Origin of the sequence: Sulfitobacter sp. W074 (assembly GCF_025142275.1) — a bacterium.
GTDB lineage: Bacteria > Pseudomonadota > Alphaproteobacteria > Rhodobacterales > Rhodobacteraceae > Sulfitobacter > Sulfitobacter profundi.
In genome coordinates this window covers 14286-32268 of the sequence record NZ_CP081130.1, presented here as the reverse complement: position 1 = coordinate 32268, position 17983 = coordinate 14286, and the positions used below count along the sequence as shown (strand labels likewise).

General features: G+C 60.6%; 15 protein-coding genes. 10 read left to right on the top strand and 5 right to left on the bottom strand.

Annotated elements, in window-relative coordinates:
• Positions 1-139: 139 nt before the first annotated feature.
• The 3 genes from secA to K3762_RS00115 all read left to right on the top strand — a co-directional run bounded on the left by secA (position 140) and on the right by K3762_RS00115 (position 5495).
• Positions 140-2842: a preprotein translocase subunit SecA gene (gene secA, locus K3762_RS00125; RefSeq protein WP_132443936.1), complete on the top strand. Its 2703-nt coding sequence runs from the start codon at positions 140-142 to the stop codon at positions 2840-2842.
• A gap of 102 nt (positions 2843-2944) precedes the next feature.
• On the top strand, positions 2945-3916 hold the full coding sequence (locus K3762_RS00120) for a hypothetical protein (RefSeq protein WP_120349765.1): 972 nt from the start codon (positions 2945-2947) through the stop codon (positions 3914-3916).
• 19 nt (positions 3917-3935) lie between these two features.
• Complete coding sequence (locus K3762_RS00115; RefSeq protein WP_067939590.1) at positions 3936-5495, top strand: phosphate ABC transporter substrate-binding/OmpA family protein; 1560 nt, start codon at positions 3936-3938, stop codon at positions 5493-5495.
• Between the two features lie 12 nt (positions 5496-5507).
• Here K3762_RS00115 and radC read toward each other — a convergent pair whose 3' ends face one another.
• From radC to dnaK, 3 genes are all read right to left on the bottom strand, one after another.
• Positions 5508-6221, bottom strand: coding sequence for a RadC family protein (gene radC / locus K3762_RS00110; protein ID WP_240791566.1), 714 nt, complete (start codon positions 6219-6221; stop codon positions 5508-5510).
• 164 nt (positions 6222-6385) lie between these two features.
• Positions 6386-7534, bottom strand: coding sequence for a molecular chaperone DnaJ (gene dnaJ / locus K3762_RS00105; protein WP_132443934.1), 1149 nt, complete (start codon positions 7532-7534; stop codon positions 6386-6388).
• An 80-nt stretch (positions 7535-7614) separates the two neighbouring features.
• Entirely contained in the window at positions 7615-9534 is a 1920-nt protein-coding gene (gene dnaK / locus K3762_RS00100; protein WP_067939593.1) for a molecular chaperone DnaK, read from the bottom strand.
• A gap of 207 nt (positions 9535-9741) precedes the next feature.
• Between dnaK and K3762_RS00095 the strand changes: the two genes are divergently transcribed.
• Positions 9742-10344 carry an alpha-ketoglutarate-dependent dioxygenase AlkB gene (locus K3762_RS00095; RefSeq protein WP_132443933.1) on the top strand — a complete coding sequence of 201 codons (603 nt, stop codon included), beginning with the start codon at positions 9742-9744 and terminating at the stop codon, positions 10342-10344.
• 51 nt (positions 10345-10395) lie between these two features.
• On the opposite strand, the gene K3762_RS00090 is transcribed toward K3762_RS00095, so the two are convergent.
• On the bottom strand, positions 10396-11004 hold the full coding sequence (locus K3762_RS00090) for an SH3 domain-containing protein (RefSeq protein ID WP_132443932.1): 609 nt from the start codon (positions 11002-11004) through the stop codon (positions 10396-10398).
• A complete protein-coding gene (locus K3762_RS00085; RefSeq protein ID WP_120349760.1) occupies positions 11001-11825 on the bottom strand; it encodes an ABC transporter permease in 825 nt (274 codons plus the stop codon). Before K3762_RS00085 ends, K3762_RS00090 begins: the two co-directional genes overlap by 4 nt.
• A gap of 116 nt (positions 11826-11941) precedes the next feature.
• Between K3762_RS00085 and cysQ the strand changes: the two genes are divergently transcribed.
• The 6 genes from cysQ (at position 11942) to K3762_RS00055 (ending at position 17958) form a co-directional block, all read left to right on the top strand.
• Entirely contained in the window at positions 11942-12739 is a 798-nt protein-coding gene (gene cysQ / locus K3762_RS00080; protein ID WP_132443931.1) for a 3'(2'),5'-bisphosphate nucleotidase CysQ, read from the top strand.
• The gene (locus K3762_RS00075; protein ID WP_132443930.1) at positions 12739-13539 is read left to right on the top strand and encodes a 3-deoxy-manno-octulosonate cytidylyltransferase; all 801 of its coding nucleotides are present in this window, start codon (positions 12739-12741) and stop codon (positions 13537-13539) included. Before cysQ ends, K3762_RS00075 begins: the two co-directional genes overlap by 1 nt.
• Positions 13536-14813: a glycosyltransferase family 2 protein gene (locus K3762_RS00070; protein ID WP_260010754.1), complete on the top strand. Its 1278-nt coding sequence runs from the start codon at positions 13536-13538 to the stop codon at positions 14811-14813. Before K3762_RS00075 ends, K3762_RS00070 begins: the two co-directional genes overlap by 4 nt.
• Positions 14814-14874: 61 nt before the next feature.
• On the top strand, positions 14875-15768 hold the full coding sequence (galU, locus tag K3762_RS00065; RefSeq protein WP_067916371.1) for a UTP--glucose-1-phosphate uridylyltransferase GalU: 894 nt from the start codon (positions 14875-14877) through the stop codon (positions 15766-15768).
• A gap of 17 nt (positions 15769-15785) precedes the next feature.
• Complete coding sequence (gene galE / locus K3762_RS00060) at positions 15786-16769, top strand: UDP-glucose 4-epimerase GalE (RefSeq protein ID WP_259946694.1); 984 nt, start codon at positions 15786-15788, stop codon at positions 16767-16769.
• Entirely contained in the window at positions 16762-17958 is a 1197-nt protein-coding gene (locus K3762_RS00055; protein ID WP_260010752.1) for a glycosyltransferase family 1 protein, read from the top strand. The genes galE and K3762_RS00055 overlap by 8 nt, the downstream gene beginning before the upstream one ends.
• Positions 17959-17983 lie beyond the last annotated feature (25 nt).

Below are 17983 nucleotides of genomic sequence, written 5' to 3'. Positions count from 1 at the left end.
GCTACATTGACAGTGTATGGCACGCCCCTTACATCGCCTTATGGCGCTGAGAGGCGCGGGCTCATCCACTATCTATGGGCTGCCATGGCGCTCGGCAACCAGATCGGCGCAAGACATCATAACTTCGGCGGGAGATTACATGCTGGGTATCGGAACAATCGCCAAAAAGGTCTTTGGCACGCCAAACGACCGGATGATCAAGGCGACCCGTCCGCTTGTGGCACGGATCAATGCGCTGGAGCCTGAATTCGAAAAGCTAAGCGACGACGAGATCAAGCTGCGCACGGAAGAGTTGGCCAAACGGGCCAATGCGGGCGAGGACCTTGACGATCTGCTGCCCGAAGCCTTTGCCAACTGCCGCGAGGCTGCGCGCCGCACCCTTGGCCTGCGCGCCTTCGACACCCAGCTTCTGGGCGGGATTTTCCTGCATCAGGGCAATATCGCCGAGCAGAAGACCGGTGAGGGCAAGACCCTGACCGCGACCTTCGCGGCCTACCTCAACGGGCTCACGCATAAAGGCGTGCATGTGGTGACGGTGAACGAATACCTCGCCAAACGTGACGCCGAATGGATGGGCAAAGTCTTTGGCGCGTTGGGTCTGACCACCGGGGTCGCCTATTCCGGCATGCCCGAAGACCAAAAGCGCGCGGCCTATGCCTGCGACGTTACTTATGCGACCAACAACGAGTTGGGCTTCGACTATCTGCGCGACAACATGAAGTCGAACCTGTCGGACATGCTGCAGCGCGGGCATAACTTTGCCATCGTGGACGAGGTCGACAGTATCCTGATCGACGAAGCGCGGACGCCGCTGATTATCTCTGGCCCCTCGCAGGACCGCTCGGAGATGTATCAGATCATCGACGCGCTGATCCCCTCGCTGACCGATGAGCATTACGAGCTGGACGAGAAAACCCGCAATGTGACCTTCACCGATGAGGGCAACGAGTTCCTCGAAGAGCAACTGCGCGCCCGTGATCTGATCGAAGAGGGGATGACCCTTTATGATCCCGAAAGCACGACCATCGTGCACCACGTCAACCAAGGTCTGCGCGCGCACAAGCTGTTCCAGCGCGACAAAGATTACATCGTCCGCGATGGTGCGGTCACGCTGATCGACGAATTCACGGGCCGCATGATGCCGGGCCGCCGCTTGTCGGATGGTCTGCACCAAGCGATTGAGGCCAAAGAGGGCGTTGAAATCCAGCCCGAGAACGTGACCCTCGCAAGCGTTACCTTCCAGAACTACTTCCGTCTTTACAACAAACTGGGCGGCATGACCGGGACGGCCCTGACCGAAGCCGAGGAATTCGCCGAGATTTACGGCCTTGGCGTTGTCGAAGTGCCGACCAACGTGCCGATTGCCCGTGTCGACGAAGACGATGCCGTTTACCGCACCGCGCGCGAAAAATACGAGGCGATGATTGAAAAGGTGAAGGAAGCCCACGCCAAGGGTCAGCCTTGTCTTGTCGGCACCACCTCGATCGAAAAGTCTGAACAGCTCAGCGCCATGCTGACCGCCGACGGGATCGAGCATAACGTGCTCAACGCCCGCCAGCACGAGCAAGAAGCGCAGATCATCGCCGAAGCGGGCAAGCTGGGCGCCGTGACCATCGCCACCAACATGGCGGGCCGCGGCACCGACATTCAGCTGGGCGGCAACGTCGAGCTGAAAGTGCTCGACGCGCTGGATGCCGATCCGGAGGCCGATCCGGCCAACATCCGCGCCCAGATCGAAGCGCAGCACGCCGAGGAAAAGCAAAAGGTCCTAGAGGCCGGTGGCCTTTACGTACTGGCGTCCGAGCGTCACGAGAGCCGCCGCATCGACAACCAGTTGCGGGGCCGTTCGGGCCGTCAGGGCGATCCGGGCCGCACCTCTTTCTTCCTGTCGCTCGAAGATGACTTGATGCGTATCTTCGGCTCGGAACGGCTGGAGAAGGTGCTGACCACGCTGGGCCTGAAAGAAGGCGAAGCCATCGTGCACCCTTGGGTGAACAAATCGCTGGAGCGCGCGCAGGCGAAGGTCGAGGGCCGCAACTTTGACATCCGCAAGCAGCTGTTGAAGTTCGACGACGTGATGAACGAGCAGCGTAAAGTGATCTTTGGCCAGCGCCGCGAGATCATGGAGGCGGACAACCTCAATGAGATCGTCACCGACATGCGCGAGCAGGTGATCGACGATCTGATCGACACCTATATGCCGCCCAAAACCTACGCCGATCAGTGGGACACCCAAGGTTTCTATGCCGCGGTGATCGAACAGTTGAACGTCGATGTGCCGATCATCGCATGGTGCGAAGAAGACGGTGTGGATGATGACGTGATCCGCGAACGTCTGATGCAGGCCACGGATGAGCTGATGGCCAAAAAGGCCGAGGCTTTCGGTGAAGAGAACATGCGCAACATCGAGAAACAGTTGTTGTTGCAGGCCATCGACACCAAATGGCGCGACCACCTGCTGACGCTGGAGCATCTGCGGTCGGTCGTGGGCTTTCGCAGCTACGCGCAGCGCGATCCGCTGAACGAGTATAAAAACGAAGCCTTCCAACTGTTCGAGACGATGCTCGACAGTCTGCGGCAGGACGTGACCCAGAAACTGGGGCAAATCCAACCGATGAGCGAAGAGCAGCGTCGCGAGATGATGCAGGAAATGGCCACCCGTCAGGCCGCCATGCAGGCCGCTGCCACCGAGGCCGCAGATGAGGCATCTGAGCAGGCCGAGGCTGCCGCACCGGGCTTTGACGAAAACGATCCGTCCACATGGGGCAACCCGGGCCGGAACGATCTCTGCCCCTGCGGTTCTGGCAAGAAGTTCAAGCACTGCCACGGCCAGATCACCTGAGCCGCGACATCTTTTCGCCCATAACTTGGCGTTTCAGGGCCATACCCCGGCCCTGATCCCCGCTCATAAAGTCTCTAACGAATCCGTTGAAGGAGACTTGTCATGTGGCGCACTAAAGAAATTCTGACGGCTGTTGGCACTCTCACCTGTGCCGTGGGCATCGGCTATGTCATGCAAAGCTCTGACACGGCGCAGCAGCGTTATGGCGCGGCTGAGGCGCAGCGTCTGGTGGCCGACAATGGCGCGCTGCTCGAAGTTGAGGGCATCACCCTGACCTCTGCCGCGCTGGACAGTCCCATCGCATTGCCGACGCTGGATGACCGGGTGGTCAAAGCCGCAGCCCCTCAAAGCCTGCCGCCCGCACCTGAGAGCCACAGCACCGCGATCCCCGCGACCTGCGATATCATCGCCACTGCAGACGCCGTGGCCGCCGCGATGGTGAAGCTCAGCTTGGATGCGGCCTGTCTGCCGAATGAACGGCTGACCGTGCACCACAACGGCATGATCTTTACCGAAGTCACCGATGACAAAGGGCGGTTGTCCGTCTCCGTCCCGGCCCTCGCGGAAGAGGCTGTTTTCATCCTTGCCTTTGGCAATGGTGACGGCGCTGTGGCGCAGACCACTGTGCCCGAATTGTCTGATTTCAACCGTGTCGTGCTGCAATGGAAAGGCACCGCGGGGTTTGAGCTTCACGCCCGTGAGTTCGGCGCGGATTACGGCGATGCGGGCCATGTCTGGTCCGGCGCCCCGCGCGATATGACCGCTGCTGTGCTGGGCGAAGGCGGCTTCATGACCCGCAATGGCGACACCGACACCGCTGAGCCGTTGATGGCCGAAGTCTATAGCTTCCCGGTCGCCAAAGCGGCGCAGGAGGGCGATGTCGCACTCAGTGTTGAGGCCGAGGTGAGCGAGGCCAACTGCGGGCTTGAGATCGAAGCGCAGGCGCTGGAATTGCGTGGCGACGATCCGGTGAAAACCCAGAACTTGACCCTCGCCGTGCCGGAGTGTGATGCGGTTGGCAACTTTCTGGTGTTGAATAATTTGCTCCAAGACCTGAAAGTCGCGCAGAACTGACGCAACCGGGTAGGTCTTGATGAACGGGTTGAAACGTGCGGCGATCAGCGCCGCACTTTTGCTTTTTACGGCGGTTACGGGCGCGGCGCAGGATATCGCGCTGACCTCGCGCGATGGCAGTGTTGAACTCAGCGGCACTTTGCTGGGTTTTGACGGCGAATTCTATCGGGTCGAAACCGACTACGGCGAGCTGACCGTCGACAGCAGTGGCGTGTCCTGCGCCGGGCCGGGTTGCCCCAACCTTGAGGATTTCGTGGCCGAGGTGCGGTTCTCGGGCTCGGCGACCATGGGGGCGGTGCTGATGCCCGCGCTGATCGAAGCCTTCGCGGCGCGGCAGGGCTATACGGTCAACCGCGAAGACGGAGAAGGCGGACGTTTCGCGCTTCTGCTTTCGCGTCAGGATGATGGCAAACTGGCTGCGCGATTTGATTTCCGGGCGACCAACACCAACGAAGGCTTTGCCGATCTTCTGGCGGATGAGGCCGATGTGGTGATGGCCCTGCGCGAAGTGCGCCGCGAGGAGCGGATAAATGCCCGCGAGTTGGGGCTGGGCGATCTGACCGGCGCCAATCGCAGCCGGGTGCTGGCGCTTGATGCGGTGGTGCCTGTGGTTGCCCCGTCCAATCCGGTGAAACAGATCTCGCCGTTGACCTTGGCCCGGGTGTTTTCCGGTGAGATTAAGAACTGGCAGCGCCTTGGCGGGCCGGACGCGCCCATTGAACTGCATCTGCCCACCGCCGACAGCGGCTTGAGCCAAGCCATTGTGGATCAGGTATTAACGCCCGCCGGGCTGGAACTGAGCGGCGATGTCACGCGCCACACCATGCCCGACGCGCTGGCTGAGGCGGTCGCGCGGGATGTCTTTGCCCTTGGGATCACCAGCTATGCCGAACAGGGCGGGACCGAGGTGCTGACCCTTGGCGGCAACTGTGGCTTTGCGCTGGATGCCGCGCGGCGCACGATCAAAACCGAAGATTACCCGCTGACCGCGCCGATGTTCCTCTATTTCCCGGCGCGCCGGCTGCCGCTGATCACACGCGAGTTTCTGGCCTTTACCCGCGGCCCCTCGGCGCAGATCGTGATCCGTAGGGCCGGGTTCGTGGATCAGACGCCCGAAGAAATCCCGGTAGAGGAACAGGGCAACCGCTTTGCCAATGCCATTATCACGGCGGGGATCGAAACCCCGCTGGAAGAATTGCAGCGCATGACGGCGACGTTGGTGCCGATGGCGCGGCTGACGACCTCTTTCCGGTTCGAGGCAGGCTCGATCCGGCTTGACGCGCAGTCGCGCTCTAACGTTCAGCAATTGGCGCGGGCGCTGGAGCAGGGGCAATATGACGCGCGGCGGTTGATGTTCGTGGGCTTCAGCGATGGAGAGGGCGTAGCGAGGGCCAACCGCGAGATCGCGCTGCGCCGGGCCGAGGCAGTGCAACGTGCCGTCAGCGCCGCCGCGGTGACCGCCAACCTGTCGCGGATCGATCTGCGGGTAGATGCCTTTGGCGAGGCGATGCCGATTGCCTGCGATGACAGCGAATGGGGCCGACAGGCCAACCGGCGGGTCGAGGTTTGGGTGCGCTGAGGAGCGCGGGCCTTACAGGTGTCCTTCGCTCCGAAAACTCAGCTCGCGCGATTTGCCGATGATCAGGTGGTCATGCAGGGTCAGTCCCAAGGCGTCACAGGCGGCGGCGACCTGCCGGGTCATGTCGATGTCTGAGCGTGACGGGCTGGGGTCGCCCGAGGGGTGATTGTGGACGAGGATGATCGCGCTGGCGTTCAGTTCAAGCGCGCGTTTTGCAACCTCGCGCGGATAGACCGGGACATGATCGACCGTGCCTTTTGCCTGTTCCTCATCCGCGATGAGGATGTTCTTGCGGTCTAGGTAGAGCACGCGAAACTGCTCCATCTCCAGATGGGCCATGGTGGTGTGGCAATAGTCCAGCAGAGCGTCCCAAGAGGACACGATATGCCGCTGTAGCACCTTCGCCCGGGCCAGCCGCTGGGCCGCAGCCTCAACGATCTTGAGCTCGACAATCACCGCTTCGCCAACACCTTTGATATCGCGCAGGCGGGTGGCTGGGGCTGTGATGACGCGGTTAAAATCACCGAACCGGTCCAGAAGTTCACGCGCCAGCGGTTTGACATCACGGCGGGGGATGGCGCGGAAAAGAACAAGCTCCAGCATCTCATAATCCGGGATGGCGGCTGCGCCCCCATGGACAAAACGGCTGCGGAGGCGCTGGCGGTGGTCTGCAATATAAGAGGGTTGTTTGCCCGTATTGGACGGCGGTCTGCGCGCTTCATCCATCAGGAAGGGAAGGGGCTGATCAGCCAAGGTTCTCGGGGCACGGGTCATGACCAGAGTCTTGCGCGAAGGTGGTTAGGATTCGGTTAACAGGGTTTTGACGTCCTATTTACCTTGTGCACCTAGGGGTGCGGGTGAGGCGCGCGATACGCCTCACCCGGCCAAATTTAACCCTTCATCGAATCCCAGAAGGATTTGACGGAAGAGAAGAAATTGCTGCTTTCCGGGTTGTTGTTCTGGGCTTCGCCCTCAAACTCCCGCAGCAGTTCTTTCTGTCTGTTGGTCAGGTTCACCGGGGTTTCCACCGCCAGTTCGATGATCATGTCACCGACGCCACCGCCTCGCAGCGGGGGCATGCCCTTGCCACGCAGACGCATTTGGCGACCCGATTGGCTGCCTGCAGGGATCTGCACGCGGCCACGCCCACCGTCGATGGTGGGCACTTCGATATTGCCACCCAAGGCGGCCGTGCTCATCGACACGGGAACGCGGCAGAAAAGGTTCGGCCCGTCACGCTCAAAGAGCTCATGTTCGGCCACCTCGATAAAGATATAGAGATCACCCGACGGCCCCCCGCGCATGCCCGCTTCGCCCTCACCGGCCAACCGGATGCGGGTGCCGGTTTCAACGCCTGCGGGGATGTTGACCGAGAGCGTGCGCTCTTTCTCAACACGGCCCGCACCGCGGCATTTCTTGCAGGGGTTCTTGACGATCTGACCCATGCCGGAACAGGTGGGGCAGGTGCGTTCAACAGTGAAGAAACCCTGCTGTGCGCGCACCTTGCCCATGCCCGAACAGGTGGGACAGGTCGAAGGCTCTGCGCCGCCCTCGGCACCGCTGCCATCACAGGAGTCGCACTGGACAGAGGCCGGAACGGTGATCGACTTTTGCATGCCCGAGAAAGCATCTTCGAGCGAGATGCGCAGGTTGTAGCGCAAGTCGGCACCGCGTGCGGCACGGCGTCCGCCGCCACCCCCACGTTGGCCCATGAAGTCACCGAAAAGATCGTCAAAGACGTCGGAAAAGGCCGAAGAGAAATCGCCCTGACCGCCGCCCATGCCGCCGCCGGGTCGCCCGCCGCCCATGCCACCTTCAAAGGCGGCGTGGCCGTAGCGATCATAGGCCGCTTTCTTGTCGTCGCTTTTCAGCACGTCATACGCTTCACCCACTTCTTTGAACTGGGCTTCGGCGTTTGGATTGTCTTTGTTGCGGTCGGGGTGAAGGTCTTTGACCTTGCTGCGGTAGGCCTTCTTGATCTCGTCGGCAGAGGCCCCTTTGGCAACGCCAAGCACCTCGTAGTAGTCACGTTTTGCCATGGGTTATCATGCTCCTGCGCTGGAACGTGATGGGCCGGCCCGTCTGACGGACCGGCCCTTTCACAGGTTCCGTTTCACGCTTACGCGCGCTTGTCGTCGTCCAGATCTTCGAACTCGGCGTCGAGGATGTCATCGTCGCCACCCTGCGATTGCTGAGCATCCGAAGGCTGCGCCGTATCGTCGTTGCCTTCTTCCTGAGCGTTCTTATAGATAGCTTCGCCCAGTTTCATGGCCGATTCAGTGACGTTCTGGATGCCGGATTTGATCTTGTCGGCGTTGTCGGTTTCCAGTTCGTCTTTCAACGCGGCAATGGCCAGTTCGATCGCTTCGACGGTGGTCGGGTCAACCTTGTCGGAATGCTCTTCCAGCGACTTTTCGGTCGAGTGGATCAGCGATTCCGCTTGGTTTTTCGCTTCGATCAGCTCGCGGCGGGATTTGTCCGCCTCGGCATTTTCTTCGGCGTCTTTCACCATCTTGTCGATATCCGCATCCGACAGACCACCCGAGGCTTGGATCGTGATCTTCTGCTCTTTGCCGGTGCCTTTGTCGAGCGCGCCAACCGACACGATGCCGTTGGCGTCGATGTCAAAGGTCACTTCGATCTGCGGCATGCCGCGTGGGGCAGGCGGGATGTTCTCAAGGTTGAAGGCACCGAGCATCTTGTTGTCGGCAGCCATCTCACGCTCACCTTGGAAAACCCGAATGGTCACAGCGTTCTGGTTGTCTTCGGCGGTCGAGAAGACCTGAGACTTTTTCGTCGGGATCGTGGTGTTACGGTCGATCAGGCGGGTGAAGACACCACCAAGGGTCTCAATGCCCAAGGACAGCGGTGTCACGTCCAGCAGAACCACGTCTTTCACGTCGCCTTGCAGAACACCGGCCTGAATGGCGGCACCAAGGGCCACAACTTCGTCAGGGTTCACACCCTTGTGCGGCTCTTTACCGAAGAACTTGGTCACTTCTTCTGCGACTTTCGGCATCCGGGTCATACCACCGACCAGCACGACTTCGTCGATGTCGGAAGCCGAGAGACCGGCATCCTTCAGCGCTGCGGCGCAGGGCTTCATCGACGCTTTGATCAGGTCACCCACAAGGCTTTCCAGCTTGGCGCGGGTCAGCTTCATCACCATGTGCAGCGGCGAGCCGTCTTTGCCCATCGAGATGAAGGGCTGGTTGATCTCGGTCTGGCTGGAGGAAGACAGTTCGATCTTTGCTTTCTCGGCAGCTTCTTTCAGACGCTGCAGGGCCATCTTGTCTTGCGTCAGGTCAACGCCGTTGGCCTTTTTGAACTCATCCGCAAGGTAGTTGACGATGCGCATGTCAAAGTCTTCACCACCAAGGAACGTGTCGCCGTTGGTGGATTTCACTTCGAAGAGGCCGTCATCGATCTCAAGGATGGTCACATCGAATGTACCGCCGCCAAGGTCATAGACCGCGATGGTTTGCGTGTTCTCTTTGTCGAGACCGTAGGCCAGCGCGGCAGCTGTCGGCTCGTTGATGATCCGCAGCACTTCGAGACCGGCGATCTTGCCGGCGTCTTTGGTGGCCTGACGCTGGGCGTCGTTGAAGTATGCGGGCACGGTGATAACGGCCTGCGTGACTTCCTCACCCAGATAGCTCTCTGCGGTTTCTTTCATCTTACCAAGGATGAAGGCTGAGATTTGGCTTGGGGAGTATTTCTCACCACGGGCTTCGACCCATGCGTCGCCGTTGCCGCCATCAATGACGTTGAATGGCATGTTCTTTTTGTCTTTGGCCAGATCCGCATCGTCGTTGCGGCGGCCGATCAGGCGCTTAACGCCAAAGACAGTGTTTTCTGGGTTGGTGACCGCCTGGCGTTTCGCCGGCTGGCCGACAAGGCGCTCATCGTCGGTGAAGGCGACGATCGACGGCGTTGTGCGCGCGCCTTCGGCGTTTTCGATTACGCGCGGCTGGCTGCCATCCATGATGGCGATGCAGCTGTTGGTGGTGCCAAGGTCAATACCGATTACTTTGGACATGTTTCGATCCCTCTTTGAATCTAAGGCGATGACACGAGGCGCGGACCCGTTTCGGCATCCTGCCCCGATCTGTTGACATCGAAGACCACGTGCCTTCGACGGTTCGGAGCGTATATAGGGAGGGTATTTGCACCCTGCAACCATTGGCTGGTCAGGATGGTCGCGATTCCGTGATGTTTTTGCCAAACGAGTGAGGAAGAAAGAAAAATGACTGCTTTGCGCCTGCGGGGCTTCGATATCCACAAAGAATTTCTGGGAAGAGCGGCCCAGCAGGAGGTGCTGGACGCGGTGCGCGGTGTGGTGCGCGAGGCGCCATTCTTTCGCCCCGAAGTGCCGCGCGGCGGGCGCATGTCGGTCCGGATGAGCGCCGCGGGGCGCTATGGTTGGTTCTCGGACCGGCGCGGCTATCGTTACGTCACCGAACATCCCGATGGCCAGCCATGGCCCGAGATCCCCGCACCGATTCTGACGATCTGGGACAAGTTGACGGGGTTGGAGCGTCGTCCCGAATGCTGCTTGATCAATTACTACGATGCCGATGCGCGCATGGGGCTGCATCAGGACCGGGATGAGGCGGACTTTCAGTGGCCCGTGGTCTCGGTCTCTTTGGGGGATGACGGGTTGTTTCGGATCGGCAACCTGACCCGAGGCGGCAAGACGGAATCGATCTGGCTGCAGTCAGGCGATGTGGTGGTGATGGGCGGAGAGGCACGGTTGACCTACCACGGGGTGGACCGGATCAAGCCCGGCACCTCGACCCTGCTGCCCAAGGGGGGGCGGATCAATTTGACGCTTCGGGTGGTGGAGTAACGTTTTCTTTTGAAGAAAACGGCGACGGACTTTTTTGAAAAGTCCGTCGTTTCAGCGGCTGAGGGAACAACACCCTGTCTGATGTTGCCAGCCATCATTTCCATGCAAAAGAAGGTCGACCGCAAGCCCATAGGCGCGGTCAGACATGCCATCGCTACAGGCACGCGCCGTAAGCGCGGCAATGGCCGCGCCCTGCGGCCCCTCGGCGATCATGTGAAAACTGTCGCGCCGCCCCTGCGCCGGGCCAGACTGCGTGATGCGGTAATCGCGTGCGCCGCCCGCCATGGCATCATAGCTCAGCGTCTCGCCGGTCACCTCAAAAGACCAAAACGGCTCCGTCCCGCCGCAATGGGCCACGGGTGGCATCGCACCGGCCCATTGGCCCGGTTGCCGGGTGAGGAAACGCAGAGAGACCCAGCCGCCCCCTTCGCCCGTATTGATCAAGCCCCAGCCGTGATGGTCGTCGGGGCGGATCACTTCGATGTTCTGCGCATCAGGCTCAAAACTGCCGATGATCGGGGCGCTGGCGCTCGGGGCTTGGCGAATGTTCAACACGTCATGCGCCGCGACACCGCTGACGTCATGCAGGGCGGGCCATGCCTCCTGCGTCGCCCAAACAGGCAGCGTCCAGAGGCAGAGAAGGATCGCCAGCAGTCTCACCGCCGGGCATTCCAACTGATCGACGCATGGCGGCGGGTATAGAATTCGCCCATCAGCCCGATCATCAAAAGCACCAGACCAACCCAGAGCGGGTATTCCCAACTGCTGTAGCGCGGGTTGTAATTGATGAAGGCAAAGCCGCGCGCCTGATCAATGCTGTGAAACAGTGGGTTCCAATCAAACATCGCCAGCATATAGCCGGGCAGAGAGTTGGCGAGGAACATCTTGCCCGAGGCGATCATATTGGCACGTTGATAGACGGTCGAAAAAATCGTCACGAAGGACGGAAACCACGGCTTGATCGCCAGCATCACCAGCCCAAGCGCACAGCCGGTAAACCACGCGGTGAGCATCATCCCGAAAGCGGCAAAGGGCTGATCGATGGAGATCGGGGTCACCGCCACATGGTAAATAAACAAGATCACAAAGAGCGACAGCACCTGAATATAGAGCGACCCGACCGCCGCCGAAGCGATGGCGATGATCGTATTCATCGGGGCGTGCTGCATCATCGGGCTTGCCGGCCCCTCTGACCCGGCGACCGCGCCCAATGCCTTCACATGGGTGAGGTAGAGAAAGATGCCAGACATCAGATAGACAAGAAAATCACCGCGTACGGCTGACCCGCGCATCCCGAGGATCGAGAACATCACATAGAAGGCCAGCACGAACATCACCGTTTGCAGCATGTTCATCGCGATGGCGATGAAGGCGTTGTTGTGCTGTTTGCGCACGTTGCGCACCACGGAATGGTAAACCAACTCTGCAATGGAGAGAGCCGAGCCGAAGCCTGATTTCGGCTTTCTGGAGGATTGGAACATGCGCGTGTCCTTGACGAAGCCCTAACGTGGCACGGAATTCTTGCTGTTCCGTTAGCTGCACAGCATAAGGGAAACGGTTAATTGAAGCAACGACAGCCCGCAGGGCCGGAGGCAAAATGGATTACGAGAAATTGGTCGCAGAAATGCGGCGGCTGGCATTGGAAGCCGGGGATAAGATCATGGAGATCTATGGTCAGGATGATTTCGAGGTGAAATCGAAATCCGACGACAGCCCCGTCACCGCCGCCGACGAAGCCGCCGATGCGATCATTTCCGAAGGGCTCCGGGCTGCCTTTCCCGATGTCATGCTGGTCACTGAAGAACAGGCCGCAACCCATACCGTCAAGGGCGATACATTTCTCATCGTTGACCCGCTTGATGGCACCAAGGAATTCGTCCACCGCCGCGGGGATTTCACGGTGAACATCGCGCTGGTCGAAGGCGGCGTGCCGACGCGCGGCGTGGTCTATGCCCCTGCCAAATCCCGGATGTTCTTTACCCAAGCCGACGGTCAATCGGTCGAGGAGACGGGCGCATTTGCCAAAGGGCAGCTTGGCGAAACCAAGGCGATTTCAGTCTCTAATCCAGACAACACGGCCCTGATGGTCGTCGCCTCCAAATCACACCGCGATCAGGCGACTGACGATTACATCGGCAAATACGGCGTGCGGGACATGACCTCGGCAGGGTCGTCGCTGAAGTTCTGTCTGGTCGCGACCGGAGAGGCCGATCTCTACCCGCGTTTGGGCCGCACGATGGAATGGGACACCGCCGCAGGCCATGCGGTGCTGAACGGGGCAGGCGGCGCAGTGGTGCGTTTCGATGACCTCACCCCGCTGGCCTACGGCAAGGAAGATTTCGCCAACCCCTTCTTCATCGCCCATGCACCGGGTGTTGAGCTGAAAGCGGGCTGATGTCTGTTCTGATCGTCATCCCCGCCCGCTATGCCTCCACCCGCTATCCCGGCAAACCGCTTGTGGCCCTCACCGGAGCTACGGGGCAAAAACAGTCCCTGATCGAGCGCAGTTGGCGGGCCGCCAGCGCGGTTTCGGGCGTCGATCGTGTGGTGGTGGCCACCGACGACGACCGCATTCGCGAGGCCGCAGAAGGTTTCGGCGCCGAGGTCGTGATGACTTCGGAAGCCTGTGCCAACGGCACCGAACGCTGCGCCGAAGCTCATGCCGCGCTGGGCGGGGGCTATGACATCGTGGTCAACCTGCAAGGCGACGCACCGCTAACGCCGCATTGGTTCGTCGAAGGGCTGGTGCAGGGGTTGAAAGACAATCCCGATGCCGAGATTGCCACCCCGGTGTTGCGTTGCGACGGTGCCACGCTGAACAGTCTTCTGGGCGACCGCAAAGCAGGCCGGGTCGGCGGCACGACGGCGGTTTTCCGGGCCGATAATCAGGCGCTCTATTTCTCGAAAGAGGTCGTTCCCTATACCGGAAAGCCCTACGCAGAGACTGATATGACCCCGGTTTTCCATCATGTCGGTGTCTATGCCTACCGCCCCGACGCGCTGGCGCGCTACCCCAGCTGGCCTGTCGGCCCCTTGGAGCAGTTGGAGGGGCTGGAACAGCTCCGTTTCCTTGAGAATGGCCGTCCGGTGCTCTGCGCCGAGGTTGAGGCCAAAGGCCGCGAGTTCTGGGAATTGAACAACCCCGAGGACGTGCCGAAGCTCGAAGCCATGATGGCGAAAATGGGTCTGGAATGACCACCACCCCCGTCAGTGCCACGCTGGAAAGCGGCGTGCCTGTCAGCATCGTGATCGTCAGCCGGAACCGGCCCGAGGCATTGCGGCGCTGTCTGACGGGGATGGGGCAGCTTCAATACGCCCCTTTCGAAGTCATCGTCGTGGCCGATCCCGCAGGGATCACCGTGGCCCGCGACATGGTCTTTGCCGAGGCCCTAAAGCTGGTCACTTATGACAGGCCGAACATCTCTGCCGCGCGCAACCTTGGGATCGCCGAGGCCGCGGGGGAGGTCGTGGCCTTTATCGATGATGATGCCGTGCCAGAGCCGCTGTGGCTGCGCCACCTGCTGGAACCTGCGCAACGGCCCGGCGTCGCGGCGATGACCGGTTTCGTCCGGGGGCGAAACGGCATCTCGTTCCAATACCGCGCGCGCCAACTGAACGCTTTGGGAGAGCCGGAAAACCTTGATGTAGACCCCGAAACGCCCAGCATTCTGCACCCTCCGCCCGGGGGGGCAATCAAAACCGAAGGCACCAATATGGCCTTTCGGCGCGATGTCTTGGTGGAGGTGGGCGGTTTTGACCCGGCCTTTCATTACTATCTCGATGAAACCGACCTGAACATGCGACTGGCGCGGGCAGGCCATGCCACCGCAATCGTGCCGCTGGCCGAGGTCCATCACGGTTTCGCCGCCAATGCAATGCGAAGCGCCAATCGCGTGCCACGTGATCTTTTCGACATCGGGGCAAGCTGGGCCGTGTTCCATCGCAAACATCTGGCCCCGCAGGACCGTGCCGCGCAATGGGCGTACCTTCGCGCGGCAGAGCGCCGCCGGTTGCTGCGCCATCTGATAAGCGGCGGGTTAGAGCCAAGCGATGTTCCCCGTCTGCTGCGCAGACTGGATGAAGGCCACGCCGAGGGGCTAAAGCGCCCCATCGTCAGCACCACCGTACCGCGCACAACCAACAGCCCCTTTTGCCCCTTTCCCGCCCGCCCGCGGCGCAGCGTGGCGATCTTCACCCGGCCTATAAAACTGGCACGAGACCGGGCAAAAGCTGCAAAACGGGCGCAAGCCGGAGAGATCGTTACCCTGATCAGCCTTTCGCCAACGGCGCTCTACCATCGCGTTGCCTTTGATCCGACCCACGCTATTTGGCTGCAAACAGGTGGAATATTCGGAAAATCCGCCCGGGATGACGCGGTTTTTCGCTTAAGGCGGCGGTGTGATCGGCTGAAAAGAGAAGTTAAGCGAGTTGCCAGACAGCGCGGTTTCAGCGATGATCGTAGCCGTTAAAAAGACGCAGGTGGATTTACCGTGGCGTTCTGTATTTTTCGAATAAGTTGTAAGGATTAACATGCGCAAGAAGGTAACAAAGGCGGTTTTCCCTGTCGCAGGTATGGGGACACGCTTTCTGCCCGCCACCAAATCGGTGCCCAAAGAGATTATGACCCTCGTTGACCGCCCCTTGGTTCAATACGCAATCGATGAGGCGCGGGCGGCCGGGATCAAAGAGTTCATCTTCGTGACCTCGCGCGGCAAAGGCGCGTTGGAGGATTATTTCGACCACGCCCCGCAGCTTGAGCAGGAGTTGCGTAAAAAGGGCAAGACAGAGCTTCTTGAGACGCTTCAAAGCACCAATATGGACAGCGGTGCGATTGCTTACATCCGCCAGCATAAGGCGCTTGGGCTTGGCCATGCGGTCTGGTGCGCCCGCCGTTTGATCGGCAATGAACCTTTTGCTGTCATGCTGCCTGATGACGTGATCGCGGCGGAAAAGCCCTGCCTCAAGCAGATGGTCGAAGCCTATGAGGAAACCGGCGGCAGCATGGTCGCCGCGATGGAGGTCGAGCCATCCCGTGCGTCTTCCTACGGCATTCTCGACACCAGCGAAGAGCGCGGCGATATGGTGAAGGTCAAAGCGATGGTAGAGAAACCCGCCGTCGACGAAGCGCCGTCGAACCTTGCGGTGATCGGGCGTTATATCCTCTCGCCGAACGTTTTGAAGAACCTCAACAAACTGAAATCCGGCTCGGGTGGTGAGATTCAGCTGACCGATGCAATCGCCCAAGAGATCGAGCAAGGCCGTGATGTCTATGGTTTCCGGTTCCGCGGGCAGCGGTTCGATTGCGGCTCCAAGGCGGGCTTTCTTCAAGCGACCGTGGCCTTTGGTCTCGCCCGTGAGGAATTGCGCGACGATCTTTCGGCCTATCTGCAAAGTATTTCCCAAATCGACCGGGCCGCGCAGTAAGGTCGGGAAAACGCAAAATGGAAAAGGTATTGGTAACGGGCGGAGCGGGCTATATCGGCTCGCACGCTTGTAAGGCATTGAAAGCGGCGGGCTTTATCCCCGTCACATTCGATAATCTGGTGACAGGCTGGCGCGATGCCGTGAAATTCGGCCCCTTTGAGCAAGGCGATCTGCTGGACCGCGCGCGGCTGGATGAGGTCTTTGCGAAACATCAGCCCATTGCGGTGATGCATTTCGCCGCCCTCAGCCAAGTGGGGGAGAGCATGGCGGAGCCGGGGCTTTACTGGCGCAACAACGTCAACGGGTCTCTCACGCTGATCGAGGCGGCAGTCGCCGCAGGCTGCAAAGGCTTCGTCTTTTCGTCGACCTGTGCGACCTATGGCGATCAGGATAACGTCGTGCTGGATGAGAACAGTGCGCAATATCCGATCAACGCCTACGGCGCATCGAAACGCGCGATCGAAGACATCCTGCGCGACTTTGAGGCGGCCTATGGGCTGCAGCATGTGATCTTTCGCTATTTCAACGTGGCCGGGGCGGACCCCGAAGGCGAAGTGGGCGAGTTCCATCAGCCAGAGACGCATCTGATCCCCCTGATGCTGGATGCGATTGCCGGAAAACGCGCGGCGCTGACTGTTTTCGGGGATGACTATGACACCCCCGACGGCACCTGTATTCGGGACTATGTGCATGTCTGCGATCTGGTCGATGCCCATGTTTTGGGTCTGAAATGGCTTCAGGACGGGAAGGGCAGCCGCGTGTTCAACCTTGGCACCGGCAGTGGCTTTTCGGTGCGTGAAGTGCTCGACCATAGCCGCGCTGTGACCAATCAAACGGTGCCCCATGAGATCGGCGCGCGCCGTCCGGGGGATTGTACCAAACTTGTGTCAGGCTCTTCCCGCGCGGAAGAGGAGTTGGGTTGGGCGCCCAAGCGCTCGACCTTGGACAAGATGATTGCAGACGCTTGGAAGTGGCACCAGACCGGCCACTACGATGGCTGAACCCGCCGCGCGACTCTTGGACCTGACGCGCAGTTTGCGTCGGGTCGGGCGGGGCGCGACGGGGGTTGATCGGGTCGAACTGGCCTATCTCTCACATCTTCTGACAGGTGACGCACCGCTCTTTGGAGTGGCGCGCACGGCTTTGGGCTATGTCTTGCTGGACCGCGACGGGATGCGGGGCTTTCATGATCGGCTTGAAGGTCGCGTCCCTTGGGGGCGGGCAGACCTTCTGTCGCGCTTGCCACGGGGGCGTAGTGTGGCTCTAACACAGGCGGAAAGTGACCTGAGGCGCTTGGCGAGGGGGCGGTGTCTGCCTGCCGGGTTGCCGTCACTGCTCGCGCGGCATCTGCCACCGGGCTTTGCCTATCTCAATGTCGGCCACAGCAACTTGACGGACCGGGTTCTGGGCGGCGTGAAAAAGGCGCAGGGCCGGATTGCGGTTCTTATCCATGACGTGATTCCGCTGGACCATCCCGCCTACCAGCGTCCCGGCACGGTCGCGCCGTTTCGGGCCAAGATTGACCGGGTGTCTGCGCAGGCCGATCTGGTGATCTACAACTCGCAGGACACGCGCCAGCGCAGCGAGGCGCAGATGCGGGGGCGGATTCCCCCTGCCGTTGTCGCGCATCTGGGTCTCGACCTGCCCGGCCCCGATGGCGGTGAACTGCCTGCGGGCCTGCCGCCAGAGCTTCCCTATTTCGTCGTTGTAGGCACCATCGAGCCGCGCAAGAACCATGGTTTCTTGCTGGACCTATGGCAGCAGATGGGCCCTAACGCGCCGCTGCTACTGATCTGCGGCGCTCGGGGGTGGAACAACAGCGCGGTCTTTGACCGACTTGATCGGCTGCCTCCGGGCGGCTCTGTGCGCGAGTTCTCAAGCCTCAGCGACGCCGGATTGGCCGCATTGGTGCAGGGCGCGGCGGGGACGCTCTTTCCCAGCCACGCAGAGGGGTTCGGCCTGCCGCCCGCCGAGGCGCTGAGCCTTGGATCGCGTGTTTTATGCAACGATTTACCAGTCTTGCACGAGGTCTTGGGCGACAAAGCCGTTTACGCGGCCCTGAGCGAGCCCTATTCATGGATCAGAACAATCGAAGAATGGGCCGCATCTGTGCCAGACCCGCGCCCCGCGACGACTTTTATCGCGCCAACATGGGCCGAACACTTCAAGACCGTGTTAAAGTCGACGTGATAGCGCGGTAGAGAAGCGGTCAGAT

Coding starts and splice junctions, on each gene's coding strand:
- secA (WP_132443936.1), top strand. CDS start 140: ATGCTGGGTATCGGAACAATCGCCAAAAAGGTCTTTGGCACGCCAAAC.
- K3762_RS00120 (WP_120349765.1), top strand. CDS start 2,945: ATGTGGCGCACTAAAGAAATTCTGACGGCTGTTGGCACTCTCACCTGT.
- K3762_RS00115 (WP_067939590.1), top strand. CDS start 3,936: ATGAACGGGTTGAAACGTGCGGCGATCAGCGCCGCACTTTTGCTTTTT.
- radC (WP_240791566.1), bottom strand. CDS start 6,221: ATGGATGAAGCGCGCAGACCGCCGTCCAATACGGGCAAACAACCCTCT.
- dnaJ (WP_132443934.1), bottom strand. CDS start 7,534: ATGGCAAAACGTGACTACTACGAGGTGCTTGGCGTTGCCAAAGGGGCC.
- dnaK (WP_067939593.1), bottom strand. CDS start 9,534: ATGTCCAAAGTAATCGGTATTGACCTTGGCACCACCAACAGCTGCATC.
- K3762_RS00095 (WP_132443933.1), top strand. CDS start 9,742: ATGACTGCTTTGCGCCTGCGGGGCTTCGATATCCACAAAGAATTTCTG.
- K3762_RS00085 (WP_120349760.1), bottom strand. CDS start 11,825: ATGTTCCAATCCTCCAGAAAGCCGAAATCAGGCTTCGGCTCGGCTCTC.
- cysQ (WP_132443931.1), top strand. CDS start 11,942: ATGGATTACGAGAAATTGGTCGCAGAAATGCGGCGGCTGGCATTGGAA.
- K3762_RS00075 (WP_132443930.1), top strand. CDS start 12,739: ATGTCTGTTCTGATCGTCATCCCCGCCCGCTATGCCTCCACCCGCTAT.
- K3762_RS00070 (WP_260010754.1), top strand. CDS start 13,536: ATGACCACCACCCCCGTCAGTGCCACGCTGGAAAGCGGCGTGCCTGTC.
- galU (WP_067916371.1), top strand. CDS start 14,875: ATGCGCAAGAAGGTAACAAAGGCGGTTTTCCCTGTCGCAGGTATGGGG.
- galE (WP_259946694.1), top strand. CDS start 15,786: ATGGAAAAGGTATTGGTAACGGGCGGAGCGGGCTATATCGGCTCGCAC.
- K3762_RS00055 (WP_260010752.1), top strand. CDS start 16,762: ATGGCTGAACCCGCCGCGCGACTCTTGGACCTGACGCGCAGTTTGCGT.